Genomic DNA, 16,654 nt, shown 5'->3' on the forward strand with positions numbered 1-16,654 from the left:
TCTCGTACACAGGTGCGTTTGACGCATCTTTTTGTGCATACTACAATAGAAGTCGTTACTCCTAACATTCCGAACTATGCAAGTAGAACATGATGCGCAATTTCTCGAGTATTCGATCAAGGCGCTGGTAGACAATCCGAACGATGTAAAGATAGTGCGAACCGTAGACGAAATGGGTGTTCTCCTGACTCTCACCGTAAACCCAGCGGATATGGGCAAGATTATCGGCCGCATGGGCAACACCGCAAAGGCGATTCGTACTTTGTTGCGAGTCGTCGGTATGAAGAATAACGCCCGCGTAAATTTGAAGATCAACGAACCGGAAGGTGGCATGCGCTCCGAGCGACCATCGAAGACCGTCGATGAGGCAATGGCGGATTTGAAGATTTAAGTTGCGAACGCGCGAAAAAGACAGGAAATGAGAAAACAAAAACCGCCGAAGGGGTGGTTTTTGTTTTTGTCCAAAGAATGTCCGAGGGAGAGGGGCGCCGCGACGTTTTTGAGTACCTGCGGATTTCTCATACTTTCCTCATACTTTCGTATGACAAATCCGCACCTACCCGAAATCATTAGCAAGCCCACCTCGAGTCCTTGCCATACTTGTTTTCTGCAGAAAAATGTGTTTTAATCAATCCTCACTGAGGAACATCCTCAAGAAACGTCATGACCACGAAAACCTCTGTCACATTCCACATCGTTACTCTCTTCCCGCAGGCTTTCGACTCGTATCTCGCCGAGTCGATTTTGAAGCGTGCGATTGAAGACAAAAAGATCGTGGTGAAATTCTACAATCCGCGTGATTTCGCCGTGCAACCAAAGAATCGCAAGCAGACCTACGCCGAACGCCGCGTGGACGACAAGCCATATGGCGGCGGACCGGGTATGGTGATCGAGGCGTTGCCGGTGATCAAGGCGATCGATAAAGCTATTGGACGAAAGATGAAGGGGGCGACAAAGCCTGCCTTCATTTGGCTCACTCCGTCTGGTGCTCAATTCACTACGGAGGTCGCTCATGATATTTCAGTCACTGCTAGAGACATCGTCATCGTCTGTGGCCGTTACGAAGGCATCGATGCTCGCGTGCAGGAAGTATTTCCGTTTCAGGAAATCTCTGTCGGACCATTTGTACTCACCGGTGGGGAATTGCCAGCAATGATTCTCATTGACTGTATCGCACGCCAGGTGCCCGGCGTGCTCGGCAACTTTGACTCGCGCGAAGAAGCCCGCAACGCTAGCCCAGACGTGTACACCCGACCGGAAGTTTTTACTTACAAAAAGAAAAAGTATCAAGTGCCGCCGGTATTGCTTTCGGGCCATCAGGCGAAGATCGAGGAGTGGAAGAAAGCGCAGCTTGCCAAGCGCCGGGCTTAGTATGATATACTTTTCGGCATGGAAAACCGAAATACAAACACCAATGTTGCGATTGCGGTCGCTCTCGTGGCAGTCCTCATCGCTTATTTGACTCTTGCGCCAAACAAGGCACCGACCGTGCCGACGCCTATTACTCAAAACACTCAAGCCACTTCAACCGTAACCACCAACACTATGCCAACTTCAGCGACCACTCCGACTTCAGCAAAAACCGTCACTATCGAAACCAACAAGGGCACCATTGTCTTTGAGATGTTTCCTTCGGACGCGCCAAAGACTGTCGAGAATTTTGCGACACTCGCACAGAAGGGCTTTTATGATGGCGTCATCTTCCACCGAGTCATCGACGGTTTCATGATCCAGGGCGGCGATCCGACTGGCACTGGTATGGGTGGTCCGGGTTACCAATTTGCAGACGAGCTCAATCCAAGCACCCCTTCATACAAACTCGGCTATCAGAAGGGTATGGTGGCGATGGCAAACGCCGGTCCAAACACGAACGGCAGTCAGTTCTTCATCATGCTCAAGGACACTCAGCTCCCTCACAGCTACACTATCTTCGGCCGCGTGATCTCCGGACAGGATGTTGTCGATGCTATTGGCAAGGTTCAAGTAGGCGCCAATGACAAGCCTGTCGACGCGGTGGTGATGAGGAAGGTGACGGTTAAATAACCGCCATGGAAACTGCTCCTCAGCAGCCGGCGGTTCTCGATGAGGAGAAAAGCGCTTTTGAGCGAGTCGATTTGAAACAGGTTGCCGTATCAATCAATGAATATTTTCCGAATATTAAAACGGAAAATATTGTACCGCTCGGCGAGGGTACCCACAGCTGGACGTTTTTGGTGAACGATGAATACGTATTTCGCTTTGCTCAGACACCGGTGGCAGCAGAAAATTTAAAGAGGGAAATGGTAATGCTCCCTATTCTGAAGGAATATGTCACGTTGCCAATACCCGATTTTGAATATGTAGCACTCGATATGAAAGGTCTCGGATTCTCCGGATATAAATGTATTCAAGGAGGAGGTTTTTCGCGTCGAGTCATTGCGTCGCTGACTTCAGAAGAGCTGGCCGGTGTCCAGGCGGATTTGAAAGAATTTTTTGACGAGGTTCATTCCATCCCAATCGAACTTGCGTTGGAAGCCGGGGTGCGAGATGTTGATAGCCGAAAAAGGGTAGAGAGAGTGAGGAAAAAGGCTCTGCCTGCAATAGCTGATTTATTTACTCAGGACGAAGTTCGTTATTTTGAGAAAGTAGTAGACGATTTTCTTGCTGATGAAAGAAACTTCATCTACGAGAAGACCTTTCTTCATGGGGACGTGAATCGTTCCAATCTGCGTTTTGATGAAACAAAAAGAAGGGTATCGGGTGTTATCGATTGGGGAGAAATGCAAATCGGTGATCCGCTTTTCGATTTGGTGAGGCCCTATTTTTGGCTCGGTAAGGAATTTGTTGAGCCGATGCTGGCACATCTACCCGATGAGGAGTACCATTTTTCCGTAGCAAAGATACATAAAATGGCGGTTTTTCTCAGTCTAGGCGCGATTCACTACATGAAAGATACGTATGGCAAGGAAGCGGCCATTAAGAGAGTTGAGATTTTGAGAAAGATGAGTAATCTGTAAGAGTTAAATACCAAAGAGAGAGGGTTTATTCATGAAATTGCAATCTTTTCGTAAAGTGCTATAATACTGATGTAACTATGAAAAAGACCCTTGTGCAGGTACGCCTGCATCGGGGGCTTTTTCTTTTAGGCATAAAATATTTTATAAATACCCCAACAAATTGATTGTGCTAAAATAGGCATGTGAACCTGAATATTCCGGAATCCGAGACAGTTGAATACAAGGAAACACTTGGAGATATCGAAGATATCGCGAAGACTATTGTCGCATTCGCCAATACTAAGGGCGGTTGCATATGTATAGGCGTTGGAGATGACGGCTCTTTGCGTAAAATAGACATAGCAGACTCTTCTTTTAGAAAGATAAGTGATCTCAATCAGGCTTTTGATCCGCGTCTCCACGACTGCTTCTCCGTCCAAAAAGAAGATGTCGGTGGCTTTTCTATAATAAAGATAGTCGTCAGAAAAAGCAGTTATCACTGTCACACCTACAAAGGTGTTTGTTATGTGCGTCAGGGCAGTTCTAATCAGAAGCTATCTTCAAAAGAAATAGCCGAGAGATACAACTACTCAGCCCGATACGACTGGAGTGCCCAGGTACCAGAAGACTCTTCGCTTGATTGGATTGATAAGAAAGCGCTAGGCTTTTTAAAAGAAAAGTATTTCGACTTGAAAGGGAATGCTCACAAAACATTAGATGACATACGTTTTTTAAACAGTCTGTCTCTTTTAGGAGATGATAGTGTTCCCAACCATACATGTCTTTTGTTTATAGGAAAAGAGGACGTTCGTAGAAGAGTCTTTGGTGGCAGAGACAAAATAACGTGGATGTATAAAGATGATCTTAATGGTATTGAACAGAGGTTGCCTATTGAAGACGAAAATCTGCCGCTCATTTTTGGTATCCAAAATATTTTAAACAAGATAAATATTTTTAATACAACTCTTCAAGATGTGGATTTGTTCAGAAATGACGTCTCCCAGTACGATCCTAAAGTTATTGAAGAAATCGTTGTGAATGCTGTGGCTCATAGAGATTGGGGTATTGGCCTATGGGTAGAGGTGTTGCAAACTCCGGTCAGTCTCGAGGTCAGAAATCCTGGGAAATTTAGAGCAGATCTTAATAAGGTTTTATCAGAAAATAGAAGGCCCGAGTATCTTAATCCGGCTTTGGCTGACTTTCTGAAAAAAATGCATCTAATGGAAAAAGAGGGTGGTGGATTAAGGAAGGCCTTTGGTATACAAATCAAAAAAGGTCTAAGTATAAAACTGCGTTCCGATAATGCTAGTGCGAATCCACGAGTAGATTTTTTGTTGAGCGGAAAAGTATCGGACGCGGCTTTTGCCCGCTTTATGTTTACTGCAAAGGATTTGACACAAGAGCAGGTCGTTATTCTAGATAAAATAAACTCAGGAAAAAACATCTTATTAAGAGATGTTTCCAACGAGGAATATTTCTTGGTGCAAAATTTGATCACTAAAACTGGTCGCGGCGGAATTTTCTTAAAAATAAAAGAACACTTACTTCGAAAATCAAATAAATATATAAGTAATTTCTCAAGCACCCACGCAAGCGTAGACACCTCAAAGGACATCATATTAGACTATGCGAAAAAGAATCTGGAATTCACTACCCAAGAAATTTACGGGATTTTGAGCGGAAAATCAAAAGTGTGGGTCAGGGTTGCATTAATGGAAATGATTACGGCGGGGTTTTTAAGAAGGGTCAAAAGGGGCGTCTATACGGTCGCTTAGTTGGGACGATACAAGGTAATAACTTTTTATCAGGCTATGTATTGTGGCGAATTTTAAAAACAGCTAACAATAACGGTATTTTGAATATAGTTGAAGTTATCCACAATACAATCTAATTTTAGGTTGAACATGCCCGTATGACAGGTCACTGGTCCAGCCTTGACTTCTTTTCCGAGGTACTGTAAGGTACCCTTTACCTAACGCAAGAGTGAGTTACGGCTCGTTTAGGGGGTTTAGAGAGGTTAATCATTGAATCCCAGCTTGCATACATTCTATCGATAAAGAAAACAGAGAGAAGCCTCATCCGAGGTCTTTTTGCGTTTTGTTTTTGTCGAGAGGGGCGTGCGCATCGTGGTATTCGATGATTGATGAACCATTATTAACGCGACTAGCATTTTCATACGATGTCAGTACACACAGAGGCACCACGCATTGAAGACCCGGCGGCAAAGATGTCGGTGGGCAAGCGCGAGAAGAAGCACTTCTCAAAATATCGCGAATCGCTCATCGCGGTTCCGAGTCTCGTAGAGGCGCAGACCAAGTCCTTTCAGTGGCTTGTGGAGAACGGCCTCAAGGAAGTTTTCGGCGAGTTTTCATCGATCAAGGATTACGCGAACAAAAAGTTTGAGCTCGACTTCACCGGTTTCAGCCTCGCTGAGCCAAAGTACGACGAGCACTACGCAAAGCACAACAAGCTGTCGTACGAAGCGACCTTGAAGGCGACCGTTCGTCTCAAGAACAAAATGCTCGGCTCTGTAAAGGAGCAGGAGATCTTCATGGCGGATTTTCCGATCATGACCAATCACGGTACCTTCATCATTGGAGGTATCGAGCGAGTCATCGTGCCACAGCTGGCGCGTTCGTTCGGCGTGTTCTTCACTGATCAGGAAGTGAAGGGGAAGACACTCTTCGGCGCAAAGATTATCCCTGCACGAGGTGCGTGGATTGAAATCGAAACTGATGCAGACGGTTCTCTCTATGTCCGCATCGATCGAAAGCGCAAGTTCGGCGTCGCATCTCTCTTGCGAGTGCTCGGCGCGCAGACCGACGGCGATATCCAGGCGCTCTTTGCGGGTACCGCTTTCTCAAAGCAGCATATTGACGTGTCTTTGGCGAAGGATCATGCGAAGACTATGGATGAAGCGTACGTGGAGATCCACAAGAAGCTCCGAGATGGCGACATGGGTACTGTCGACAACGCGAAGGAATTCATCAAGTCTATTTTTAGCGCAGAGCGATACGACCTCCACAAGGTGGGCCGTTTCCGATTCAACAAGCGCTTCGAGAAGAGCATGGAAGACAAGGCTCTCGAGCGACGCACTATCAACTTGGACGATGTCGTGACAATCATCAAGCATGTCATCTATTTGAACAACACCCCGAACGCAACCGCCGATGACATCGATCACCTCGGTTCACGACGAGTGCGCTATGTTGGCGAGCTCATTCAGCAGAAGATCCGAGTTGGTATGTCCCAGATCAAGCGCAACATTCAGGACCGAATGTCGACTGTTGAGCCAGACATCACTCAGCCTTTGAACTTCATTTCTCCGAAGCCGCTTCAGGCTCGAATCAAGGAATTTTTCACGACCAACCAGCTGTCACAGTTTATGCAGCAGGAAAACGTGCTCCAGGAGCTCGAACACTTGCGCACCTTGTCTGCGCTCGGACCCGGCGGTCTCACCCGAGAGCGAGCCGGCTTCGAAGTGCGAGACGTGCATCCTTCTCACTATGGCCGACTCTGTCCGATCCACACTCCTGAAGGTCCCAACATCGGTCTTATCTTGCGCCTCTCAACCTACGCGCGCATCAACGACTTCGGTATGATCGAAGCACCGTATGCAGTGGTGAAGAACGGCAAGATCACCAAAGAAGTGCGATACCTCAACGCGCTCGAAGAAGAGAACTACAACATTTCTCACGCCGCGATCAACTATGACGCGCAGGGTAGCATCACCGACGACGTGGTGGAGGTTCGCAACAACGGTATCCCAAGCTTCGTGCCAAAGAACAACGTGCACTTCGTGGACGTCGGCACTGGACAGCCGTTCTCGATCGCGACCTCGATGATTCCGTTCGTCAACCATGACGACGCGAACCGTGCACTCATGGGTTCGAACATGCAGAAGCAGGCCGTGCCTTGTTTGGTACCAGATGCGCCGCTCGTAGCGACGGGTATTGAAGAGGTGGCAGCGCGAGACTCTGGCCGACTCATCATTGCTGATGAAGACGGTACTATCACCGCAGTTGATTCAACTAAAATCTCTCTCAAGAATGCAAAGGGCAAGGAGAAGACCTGGAACCTCGTGGCCTTTTCACGAACCAACGGCTTCACTGCTTTCCACCAGCGACCAATCGTGAACCTCGGACAGAAAGTGAAGAAGGGCGATGTCCTCGCGGATACGTCTTCTTCCGATAATGGCCAGGTGGCGCTCGGACAGAACATCCTCGTCGGCTTCCTCTCTTGGTCTGGTTCAAACTACGAAGACGCGATCATTCTCTCTGAGCGATTGGTGAAGGACAGCAAGTTTACCTCGATCCATATCGAAGAGTTTGTCATCAACGTACGCGACACCAAGCTCGGACCCGAAGTGACCACTCCGGATATTCCAAACGTCGGCGAGGCGAAGCTCAAAAACCTCGATGAAGACGGTATTGTCCGCATCGGTGCGGAAGTGCGATCTGGCGACATTCTCGTCGGCAAGATCACCCCAAAGGGTGAAACCCAGCTTACTCCAGAAGAGCGACTCCTCAAGAGCCTCTTCGGCGAGAAGGCACGAGATGTGAAGGATACATCGAAGCGAATGGAAGGCGGCAAGCGAGGTCGTATTATTTCCGTAAAGATCTTCTCACGAGAGAAGGGCGACAAGCTCGAGTCTGGCATCATCAAGCGAATCCATGTAGAGATCGCACAGCTCCGAGCCGTATCAGTGGGCGACAAGCTCGCGGGACGACACGGTAACAAGGGTGTTATCTCAAAGGTGCTCCCAGTAGAGGATATGCCATACATGGCAGACGGTACCCCAATCGATATTATTTTGACACCGCTCGGTGTGCCTTCTCGTATGAACCTCGGACAGATTCTCGAGTTGCACTTGGGTCTCGCAGCAAACACTTTGAACTACCAGGCGATCGTGCCTCCTTTTGCAGGCGCGACCGACGCGGAGATCAAGAATGAGCTCGTGAAGGCAGGCTTCGCGGCAGACGGCAAGATGAAGCTGTTTGATGGCCGCACCGGCGAAGCGTTCCAGCAGAATGTCGCAGTCGGCTACATGTACATCTTGAAGTTGCACCACATGGTGGAAGACAAGATCCACATGCGATCTATCGGACCCTACTCGCTCATCACTCAGCAGCCATTGGGTGGAAAGGCTCAGGCCGGCGGACAGCGATTTGGAGAAATGGAAGTCTGGGCGCTCCTTGGTCATGGTGCCGCTCACACATTGCGAGAAGTATTGACGATCAAGTCCGACGACATTGTCGGCCGATCCGCAGCCTTCGACGCTATTGTGAAGGGTCAGCGTATTCAGCAGACCAACGTACCGGCTTCATTTAACGTGCTCTTGAACAACCTTCGAGGTTTGGCACTGGATGTCGACATGAAACGGGGCGATGGCCTTAATGGGGATACTAAATAACTCACATCACCATGAAAGAATTTACACCAACAAACAACAAGGCAAAGGCAGCGTTCAACGACTTCAGCTCGATCGTCTTGAAGGTTGCATCCCCAGACCGCATCCGCGAGTGGTCATACGGTGAAGTCACCAAGCCAGAGACCATCAACTACCGAACTCAGCGTTCAGAAAAGAGTGGACTCTTTGATGAAAAAATCTTCGGACCAGACAAGGACTACGAGTGTTACTGTGGAAAGTATCGAGGTATTCGCTACAAGGGCATTGTCTGTGAGAAGTGCGGAGTGGAAATCACCCGCAGCATCGTACGACGAGAGCGCATGGGCCACATTGAGCTTGCGTCGCCAGTATCACACATTTGGTTCCTTCGCAGCATGCCGTCTCGCATTGGCTTGCTCATGGGTATGCCGACAGCAGATCTCGAAAAGGTCATCTACTTCGCTGGCTACATTATTACTTCGGTGAACGAAGATGAGCGATCAAACCTGCTCAAAGATCTCGACTCAGAATACAAGTCGAAGGTGAAGAATCTTCAGGATGAGAAGTCAAAGGAGGCGATAAAGGAACTGTTGACCAACGCGAAGAAGGAGATCGAAAACGTGCAGGCTGGTGTCGTGCTCGACGAAGTGTCATACCACAACTATTCAGTGAAGTACGGCACGCTCTTCGAGGCGAAGATTGGCGCCGAAGCGATCTACGAAATCCTCAAGACTCTCGACCTTCAAAAGCTCCAGGTCAAGCTCGAAACCGCGCTCGAGAAGGCAAGCTCTCTCGACAAGGAGAAGATCAGCAAGCGACTCAGCACCGTGAAGGCGATGATCTCTTCGGGTATTCGACCTGAGTGGATGTTCCTTACTACCATCCCGGTGATCCCTCCAGCACTTCGACCGATGGTCCCATTGGACGGCGGACGATACGCGACTTCTGATGTGAACGACCTCTATCGACGCGTCATCAACCGAAACAATCGTCTCAAGAAGCTCATCGAGATCAATGCTCCGGATGTGATCTTGCGAAACGAAAAGCGTATTTTGCAGGAGGCTGTGGACGCTCTGATCGATAGCTCGATCCGACACGGTAGTGCGAGTGCTGGTGCGCTCACACAGGCACAGCGACGACCGCTCAAGTCTCTCGCCGACAATTTGAAGGGTAAGCGAGGTCTCTTCCGTGCAAACCTCCTCGGAAAGCGCGTGGACTATTCAGGACGATCGGTGATCGTTGTCGGTCCAGACCTCAAGCTTAGTCAGTGCGGACTCCCAAAGCACATGGCATTGGAACTCTTCCGACCATTTGTGATTTCGAAGCTCCTCGAACGCGAGTTGGCATACAACATCCGCGGTGCGGGACGACTCATCGACGAAGATATTCCAGAAGTCTGGGCGATCCTCGAAGAGGTGATCAAGGGTAAGTACGTTCTTTTGAATCGTGCTCCAACCTTGCACCGACTCGGTATTCAGGCCTTTATGCCAATCCTCATCGAGGGCAATGCGATCCAGGTGCATCCACTCGTGTGTACCGCTTTCAACGCGGACTTCGACGGAGACCAGATGGCGGTCCACGTACCGCTCGGTGAAGAAGCGCAGGCAGAAGCACGAGAGATCATGGCTTCTGATAAAAATATTCTCAAGCCAGGTTCTGGTGAGCCGACCGTGACTGCAAAGCTCCTCGATATTATTCTCGGCTGTTTCTGGATCACCAAAGAGATCAAGGGGGCCAAGGGTGAGGGTAGCTACTTCGGCACTCCTGCAGAAGCGATCACTGCTCACGACTTCGGCGAGCTCGACTTGCGAGCGAAGATCAAGCTTATCGCGCCAGAAAACGCAAAGTACGCGAAGCTCGAGGGCAAAATGTTTGAGACGACTGTCGGCCGAGTGCTTTTCAACGAAGTGCTCCCAGCGGATTACGCATTCATCAACAAGGAGATCACTCGAAAGTTCATGGCCACTATCGGCGATGATTTGATCAACAAGTACGGCATGAAGAATGTCGCACCGATCCTCGACGCAGTGAAGACGTTCGGATTCAAGTACGCGACCTATTCAGGTGTTACTTGGGGTATCGACGATGTGCAGGAACCAGAAGGCAAGCATGCGATCATTGACGCTTCAAAGCTGCTCGCCGATGAAGTGCAGAAGAATTACGATATGGGCTTCTTGTCGAAAGAAGAGAAGACCGAAAAGATCATCGAGGTGTGGCTTGGTGCGAAGATCGAAGTGGAAAAGCTCATCCCAGCGAGCTTGCCAAAGGACGGTTCTGTTCACGACATGGTGAACTCCGGTGCCCGAGGTTCTCTTGGTCAGATCACGCAGATGGCAGGTATGAAGGGTCTCATTCAGAGTGCATCCGGTGCGACCATTGAGTTCCCGATTTTGAGCTCGAACAAGCAGGGTCTCTCTCCAGTAGAATACTTCATCACCACTCACGGTTCTCGAAAGGGTCTCACTGACACCGCATTGAACACTGCGAAGGCCGGATACCTCACTCGAAAGCTCTTCGATGTATCTCAGGATGTCATTGTGGCAGAAGCAGATTGCGGATCAAAGGAAGGCATGGTGATCAGGAAAGAGACTGCGTCTGGTATGGAAGTCGCTCTCGCGAAGAGCACCAAGGGCCGAGTGTTGGCAGAAGATGTATTGAATGCTACTGGGAAAGTACTCTTCAAGCGCGGTCATCTTTTGAACAAAGAAGATGCCGACAAGATGGAAGCTTCTGGTATCACTGAAGTGAAGGTTCGTTCACCTTTGGCTTGCAAGGCGCTCTACGGTGTCTGTGCGCAGTGTTATGGTAACGACGTCGGCCGAGGCGAGCTCGTACAGCTCGGTGAAGCTGTCGGTACTGTGGCAGCGCAGGCGATCGGTGAGCCTGGTACTCAGCTCACGATGCGTACCTTCCACGCCGGAGGAGCCGCATCAGCAGGCGGAGACATCACTGCCGGTTTGCCTCGAGTCGAGGAAATCTTCGAGAAGCGTTCTCCAAAGAATCCTGCGGTGGTGAACCGTGTAGACGGCATGGTCACTGAGATCAAGGATTTGGGCAAGGAAAAGGTTTTCACGGTCATTCCTGAAATACACGACAAATCGAAGACCAAGAAGAAGGCGGAAAACGAATATGTCGCAAGCTTCCGACGAACCCCGTTGGTGAAGGTGGGCGACAAGGTGGTGAAGGGTCAGCTCCTCACCGACGGTTCTGCGGATATTGACGAGCTCTTCAAGTATGCCGGCCACGAGAAGACCGAGCAGTACATCATCAATGAAGTTTCAAAGTTGTACGAATTGCAGGGTGAGCCAGTCTCTCGAAAGCACATCGAAGTGATCGTGCGCCAGATGTTCTCTCGCCGAAAGGTGAAGCACGGCGGCGACACCAAGCTCTCTTCAGGAGATGTGGTCAGCTCAGCATACTTCGCAGAAGAGAATACTCGCGTGAAGGCGGCGGGCAAGGATGAGGCGAAGGGCGAGGCGGTTGTCATGGGTATCACTGAGATTTCATTGACCCGACGAAGCTTCCTTTCAGCCGCTTCCTTCCAGCACACTACTCGAGTACTCATCAACTCAGCGATCCGTGGTACAGAAGACCATCTCGCTGGTTTGAAGGAGAATGTTATCATCGGCCGATTGATCCCTGCGGGTTCTGGCTTTGCAGCCAGCCCAAAGGCGGCGATCACTGCCAAGGCGGCAGCCGACGCGACTCCGGTGTACCAGGTGGACACCATCGCCCCAGCCGCTGTCGCGGTGACGGTGAAGAGCGAGGCGGAGGTGGAGGAGAAATAAAGGGTATTATACTTTCAGCGCATGCGCGCTGACGCAAAAGAACACACCTTTTTGGGTGTGTTCTTTTGCGCACGGCTTTGCCGTGAAGTATCTACCCTTTGTTACGACTTCGACTCGGACGCTGTGTATGTTCGGAAACATCCACGCGCTCCTCGCTCGTCGTAATAGTCACGTATAGGTCTCGAAATACCGACACTTTTACTTCATGATAGAATACCCCTAATGTCTTCACAGGTAGAGCAGATCAAGGAGCGCCTCGGCATCGCCGATGTGGTCGGGGCGTATCTCAAATTGGAGAAGGCTGGCGGCAATTACAAGGCCCGCTGTCCTTTTCATAATGAAAAAACACCGTCGTTTTTCCTCTCGCCGGCGCGCAGCAGCTACTACTGCTTCGGTTGCGGGGCAAAGGGTGACATCTTCACCTTCGTACAGGAGTTTGAGGGGTTGGATTTTGTCGGTGCGTTGAAAGTGCTCGCGCAGAAGGCAGGTGTGGAGCTCACGAAGGAGGACCCAAAAATGCGCAGCGAGCGGCAGCGACTCTTTCTGTGTTTGGAGTCGGCGACGATCTTTTTCCAGCGTACGCTGTACGAGAACGCACAATACAAGGCTGTGGTGGAGTATCTCACTGGCCGCGGACTCACTAAAGATACGATAAAAGAGTGGCGTATCGGCTACGCTCCGGATGCGTGGCAGATTCTATCGGATTATCTAAAGTCGAAGCGCTTCACCGAGCAAGATATGGAGAAGGTTGGATTGACTAAGGCGCGAGAGCCGAAAGATGGATCGGTGGGCGGCACTGGCCACTATGACCGTTTCCGCGGGCGCATCATGTTTCCGCTGTTTGATAGCTCGGGGCGAGTGATCGGTTTTTCTGGACGTATCTTTGGTCCCGACGATGGGAAGAGTGCGAAGTATTTGAACAGTCCAGAAACTGAACTCTTCAAAAAGTCGGAAATGTTGTACGGTTTTCACAAGGCGAAGCAGGGGATTCGCGAGAAGGGGTATTCGATTTTGGTGGAAGGGCAGATGGATATGTTGATGTCGCAACAGGTGGGATTTACGAATACGGTGGCGGTGTCGGGGACAGCGCTCACGTTGCAGCATTTGGAGATGTTGCGGCGATTGTCGGAACGGGTGGTGATGAGTTTCGATCCGGACGGCGCCGGCGTGCGTGCCGCACTGCGCGGCGCCGAGATGGCGATTGGCCTTGGCATGGAAGTGCGCGTGGCGGAATTGCCAAAGGGGGAGGATCCGGCCCTTTTCATTTTGAACCATCCAGAGCAGTGGCGCGAGACGGTGGAGAAGAAGGCGATCCATGTTGTGGAGTTTGTCACCAATCATCTGCTTTCGCAGCAGCTCGACCCACGTGCCCTTGCCAAAGAAGTCGGCGCCAAAGTGCTGCCGTTCATCGTCCGCATGCAGAGCTCGATGGAGCGTTCGCATTTCGTGTCGATGATCTACAAAAAAACAGGCATCAAGGAAGAGGCGATCTGGGAAGACCTGAAGCGATTGGAAAAAGTGTTGCCGGTGTCAGTGTCCGTCTCCGCCACCCAGACTGCGCAAAAAAGTGCAGGCGCTTCGGCTGCTTCATCCGCAACATCTGGTTCATCGACCACTGGTAGCACCTATGCCGACTTCGTGCAGAATGCGACACGCCGAAAACACATCGAGCGTCGACTCGCGAGTATTGTACTGTGGCAGAATACTTTGCCGGCGAGAGTGTTTGGAAATGAAGAAATGATCAAGAAACTCTCAAGTGCACTCCAGACGATTCAATCGGCTGTTCCTGATAATGGTCTGGATGCGGAAAAGATACTCGCCGCTGTTATGGCGGAATTTCAAAAAGAGACAGAGGAATTGATCGTCGAGGCGGAGCTTTCGTATGACAAATCGGAGAAATTGGCTGAGGAAGTGAAAGAATTGCTCGAGAATTTTGTAACAGAGTGCAGCAACGAGCTCTGTGCGAAGCTGCTCTCCGAGCTTCATAAGGCCCAACGGGATGGTGACGGGCCGAAAGTAGACCAGCTGGTGGGCGTGCTTGCCAAGCTTAAAAAAGTGAGATAAAATCAACACCCTATGAAGAAACAATCAAAAACCAATCAAAAGAAGCTCAAAAAGGCATCAAAAACGCCTAAAAAGGCCCCTAAGAAGGTTGTTTCCAAGAAAGCGGTCAAAGTCACGGCCAAGCCCGCTCCAAAGCTCCGTGGGGCCAAAAAGGCCCAAGATTTCGAGATTCGTACCCTTCGGCTCATGGCCAAGGGCAAGGATCGCGGTTTCGTGACCTATGACGAGATTTTGAAGGAGTTTCCACATATCGAAGACGACATCACTTTTCTCGATGAATTGTATGGCAAGCTCAGCACTTCCGGCATCGACGTGCTCGAAGGTGGCGGCATGCTCGATATCAAGAACGAAGATTTGATCGTCGAGAAGAAGCATAGCTACGGCGGCAAGTCGGAGTCTTCATACGACTCGATTCAAATGTATTTGAAGGAGATCGGCCAGTACCCGCTCATTCCGGCGACCGAAGAGAAAGAGCTCGCGCGACGCATCGAGAAGGGCGACATTGAAGCGAAGAATTTGCTCGCACGTGCGAACCTCCGATTGGTGGTTTCTATTGCGAAGAAGTATGTCGGCCGTTCTCCGGACCTCACTTTGCTCGACCTTATCCAGGAAGGCAACCTCGGTCTCTTCAAGGCTGTCGACAAGTTTGATTGGACCAAGGGATACAAGTTTTCAACATACGCAACCTGGTGGATCCGTCAGGCGATCACTCGTGCGCTCGCCGACCAGTCTCGTACTATCCGCGTGCCGGTGCACATGGTGGAGACGATCGCGAAATACAAGCAGGTGGTGCGACGATTGTCTCAGGACCTTGGACGTGATCCATTGCCAGAGGAGATTGCCGTAGAAATGGGACTCGATGTCGAGAAGGTGTATCAGATCGAGAAGATTGACCAGGACACTGTTTCGCTTGAAAGCCCTGTTGGTGATGACGGTGATGAGAAGTCTGTGCTTGGCGACTTTTTGCCGGATGACAAGATCCTCTCGCCAGCCGAAGAGTCTTCACGACGTATTTTGTCCGACCAGGTGAAAGAGATTTTGAGCGATTTGTCTGAAAAGGAGCGCGAGATTTTGGAAATGCGACACGGCTTGGTGGACGGTATTACTCACACCCTCGAGGAGGTGGGCCAGAAGTTCGGCGTCACTCGCGAGCGTATCCGACAGATCGAGGCGAAGGCGCATGAGAAGATTCGACAGCACGAGAAGATCAATCAGTTGAAGAATTACTAAAGAGCAAAACAAAAACACTTTTTTGAGAACAGCATAAATCCCTGCTGGGATTTTGCTTCGCGCTCGGCCCGTCGGCCTGCGCGATGTCTCAAAAAAGTGTTTTTGTTTTGCTTGCATTTTTCCTTGCAATTGCCCTCTTCCGAAAATGGTATAATGGGAGGGATGAAAAAGAAACTTGGACAACCAAAGGTGACCCAGAAGTCTGGTCACGCAGAATTCTTATTGTACACGGCGCCAAATGGCAAGGTGAGCGTGGAGATATTCCTGCACAATGAGACTATCTGGCTAACACAGAAGACGCTGTCGGAGATTTTTGATTGTTCCGTGGACAATGTTTCACTGCATTTAAAAAATATCTTTGATGACGGAGAACTTTTCCCCGAGGCAGTTATCGAGGAATTCTCGATAACTGCCAGTGATGGTAAAAAGTACAAGACGAAACACTACAACCTCGACGCCATCATCGCTGTCGGCTATCGGGTGAACAGTAAAAGAGCGACCCATTTTCGTATGTGGGCAACGAGTATACTCAAGGAGTATATGATCAAGGGGTTTGTGATGGATGATCATAGGCTCAAAAATCCAGACGCTACTTTCGGTGGCGATTATTTCGAAGATCAACTTGCTCGCATTCGAGATATTCGTTCTAGTGAACGTAGGTTCTATCAAAAGATTTCTGATATTTATGCGACTGCTATTGATTATGATCCGAACGAAGAATGTACGAGGAAATTTTTCGCTACGGTGCAGAACAAGCTCCATTTTGCCATAAACGGAAAGACGGCCGCAGAGATTGTTCATGAAAGGGTAGATAGCACAAAACCGCATCTTGGTTTAACCGCATGGAAACATGGTCCGACTGGTCCGATTCGGAAGATGGACGTGATTGTTGCAAAAAACTATCTCGACCATACAGAATTGGATGGGCTCAATCGTATTGTGACAATGTATCTTGATTATGCCGAGTCGCAAGCGAAAAGAGGAGTAGCAATGCACATGAGAGATTGGGTAGAAAAACTCAACGCCTTTCTGCAGTTCAATGAAAGAGAAATATTGCTTGACAATGGCGTCGTGAGCCACAAGATCGCCGCGGCTTTAGCTGAAGAAGAATTTGAAAAATATAGGATCGTCCAAGATAGGCTGTATGAAAGCGATTTTGATAAGGAGATGAAGAAGATTTTGGATAAAAAGAAGAAATAGACGTAAAT

Annotated in this window: 10 protein-coding genes; all 10 read left to right on the plus strand. The window is 49.7% G+C overall.

Features of this window, described 5'->3' with window-relative positions:
* The first annotated feature begins 76 nt into the window (after positions 1–76).
* The 10 genes from AAB391_00155 to AAB391_00200 all read left to right on the plus strand — a co-directional run bounded on the left by AAB391_00155 (position 77) and on the right by AAB391_00200 (position 16,646).
* Entirely contained in the window at positions 77–391 is a 315-nt protein-coding gene (locus AAB391_00155) for a KH domain-containing protein (protein ID MEK7644723.1), read from the plus strand.
* 272 nt (positions 392–663) lie between these two features.
* The gene (locus AAB391_00160) at positions 664–1,371 is read left to right on the plus strand and encodes a tRNA (guanosine(37)-N1)-methyltransferase TrmD (protein ID MEK7644724.1); all 708 of its coding nucleotides are present in this window, start codon (positions 664–666) and stop codon (positions 1,369–1,371) included.
* A gap of 18 nt (positions 1,372–1,389) precedes the next feature.
* Positions 1,390–2,043, plus strand: coding sequence for a peptidylprolyl isomerase (locus AAB391_00165; protein MEK7644725.1), 654 nt, complete (start codon positions 1,390–1,392; stop codon positions 2,041–2,043).
* 5 nt (positions 2,044–2,048) lie between these two features.
* The gene (locus AAB391_00170) at positions 2,049–2,996 is read left to right on the plus strand and encodes an aminoglycoside phosphotransferase family protein (protein ID MEK7644726.1); all 948 of its coding nucleotides are present in this window, start codon (positions 2,049–2,051) and stop codon (positions 2,994–2,996) included.
* A gap of 182 nt (positions 2,997–3,178) precedes the next feature.
* On the plus strand, positions 3,179–4,750 hold the full coding sequence (locus AAB391_00175) for an RNA-binding domain-containing protein (GenBank protein ID MEK7644727.1): 1,572 nt from the start codon (positions 3,179–3,181) through the stop codon (positions 4,748–4,750).
* Between the two features lie 404 nt (positions 4,751–5,154).
* Positions 5,155–8,388, plus strand: a complete 3,234-nt coding sequence (locus tag AAB391_00180; GenBank protein ID MEK7644728.1) for a DNA-directed RNA polymerase subunit beta — start codon at positions 5,155–5,157, stop codon at positions 8,386–8,388.
* A gap of 11 nt (positions 8,389–8,399) precedes the next feature.
* A complete protein-coding gene (gene rpoC, locus AAB391_00185; GenBank protein ID MEK7644729.1) occupies positions 8,400–12,152 on the plus strand; it encodes a DNA-directed RNA polymerase subunit beta' in 3,753 nt (1,250 codons plus the stop codon).
* 222 nt (positions 12,153–12,374) lie between these two features.
* Entirely contained in the window at positions 12,375–14,216 is a 1,842-nt protein-coding gene (gene dnaG, locus AAB391_00190; GenBank protein ID MEK7644730.1) for a DNA primase, read from the plus strand.
* Positions 14,217–14,228: 12 nt separating this feature from the next.
* Positions 14,229–15,446 (plus strand): sigma-70 family RNA polymerase sigma factor, encoded by a 1,218-nt coding sequence (locus AAB391_00195; protein MEK7644731.1) that lies wholly within the window; start codon positions 14,229–14,231, stop codon positions 15,444–15,446.
* A 162-nt stretch (positions 15,447–15,608) separates the two neighbouring features.
* Entirely contained in the window at positions 15,609–16,646 is a 1,038-nt protein-coding gene (locus AAB391_00200) for a virulence RhuM family protein (protein MEK7644732.1), read from the plus strand.
* Positions 16,647–16,654 lie beyond the last annotated feature (8 nt).

This window comes from Patescibacteria group bacterium, assembly GCA_038065315.1.
In the GTDB taxonomy this organism is placed as follows: Bacteria; Patescibacteriota; Minisyncoccia; order Phycocordibacterales; family JBBTRF01; genus JBBTRF01.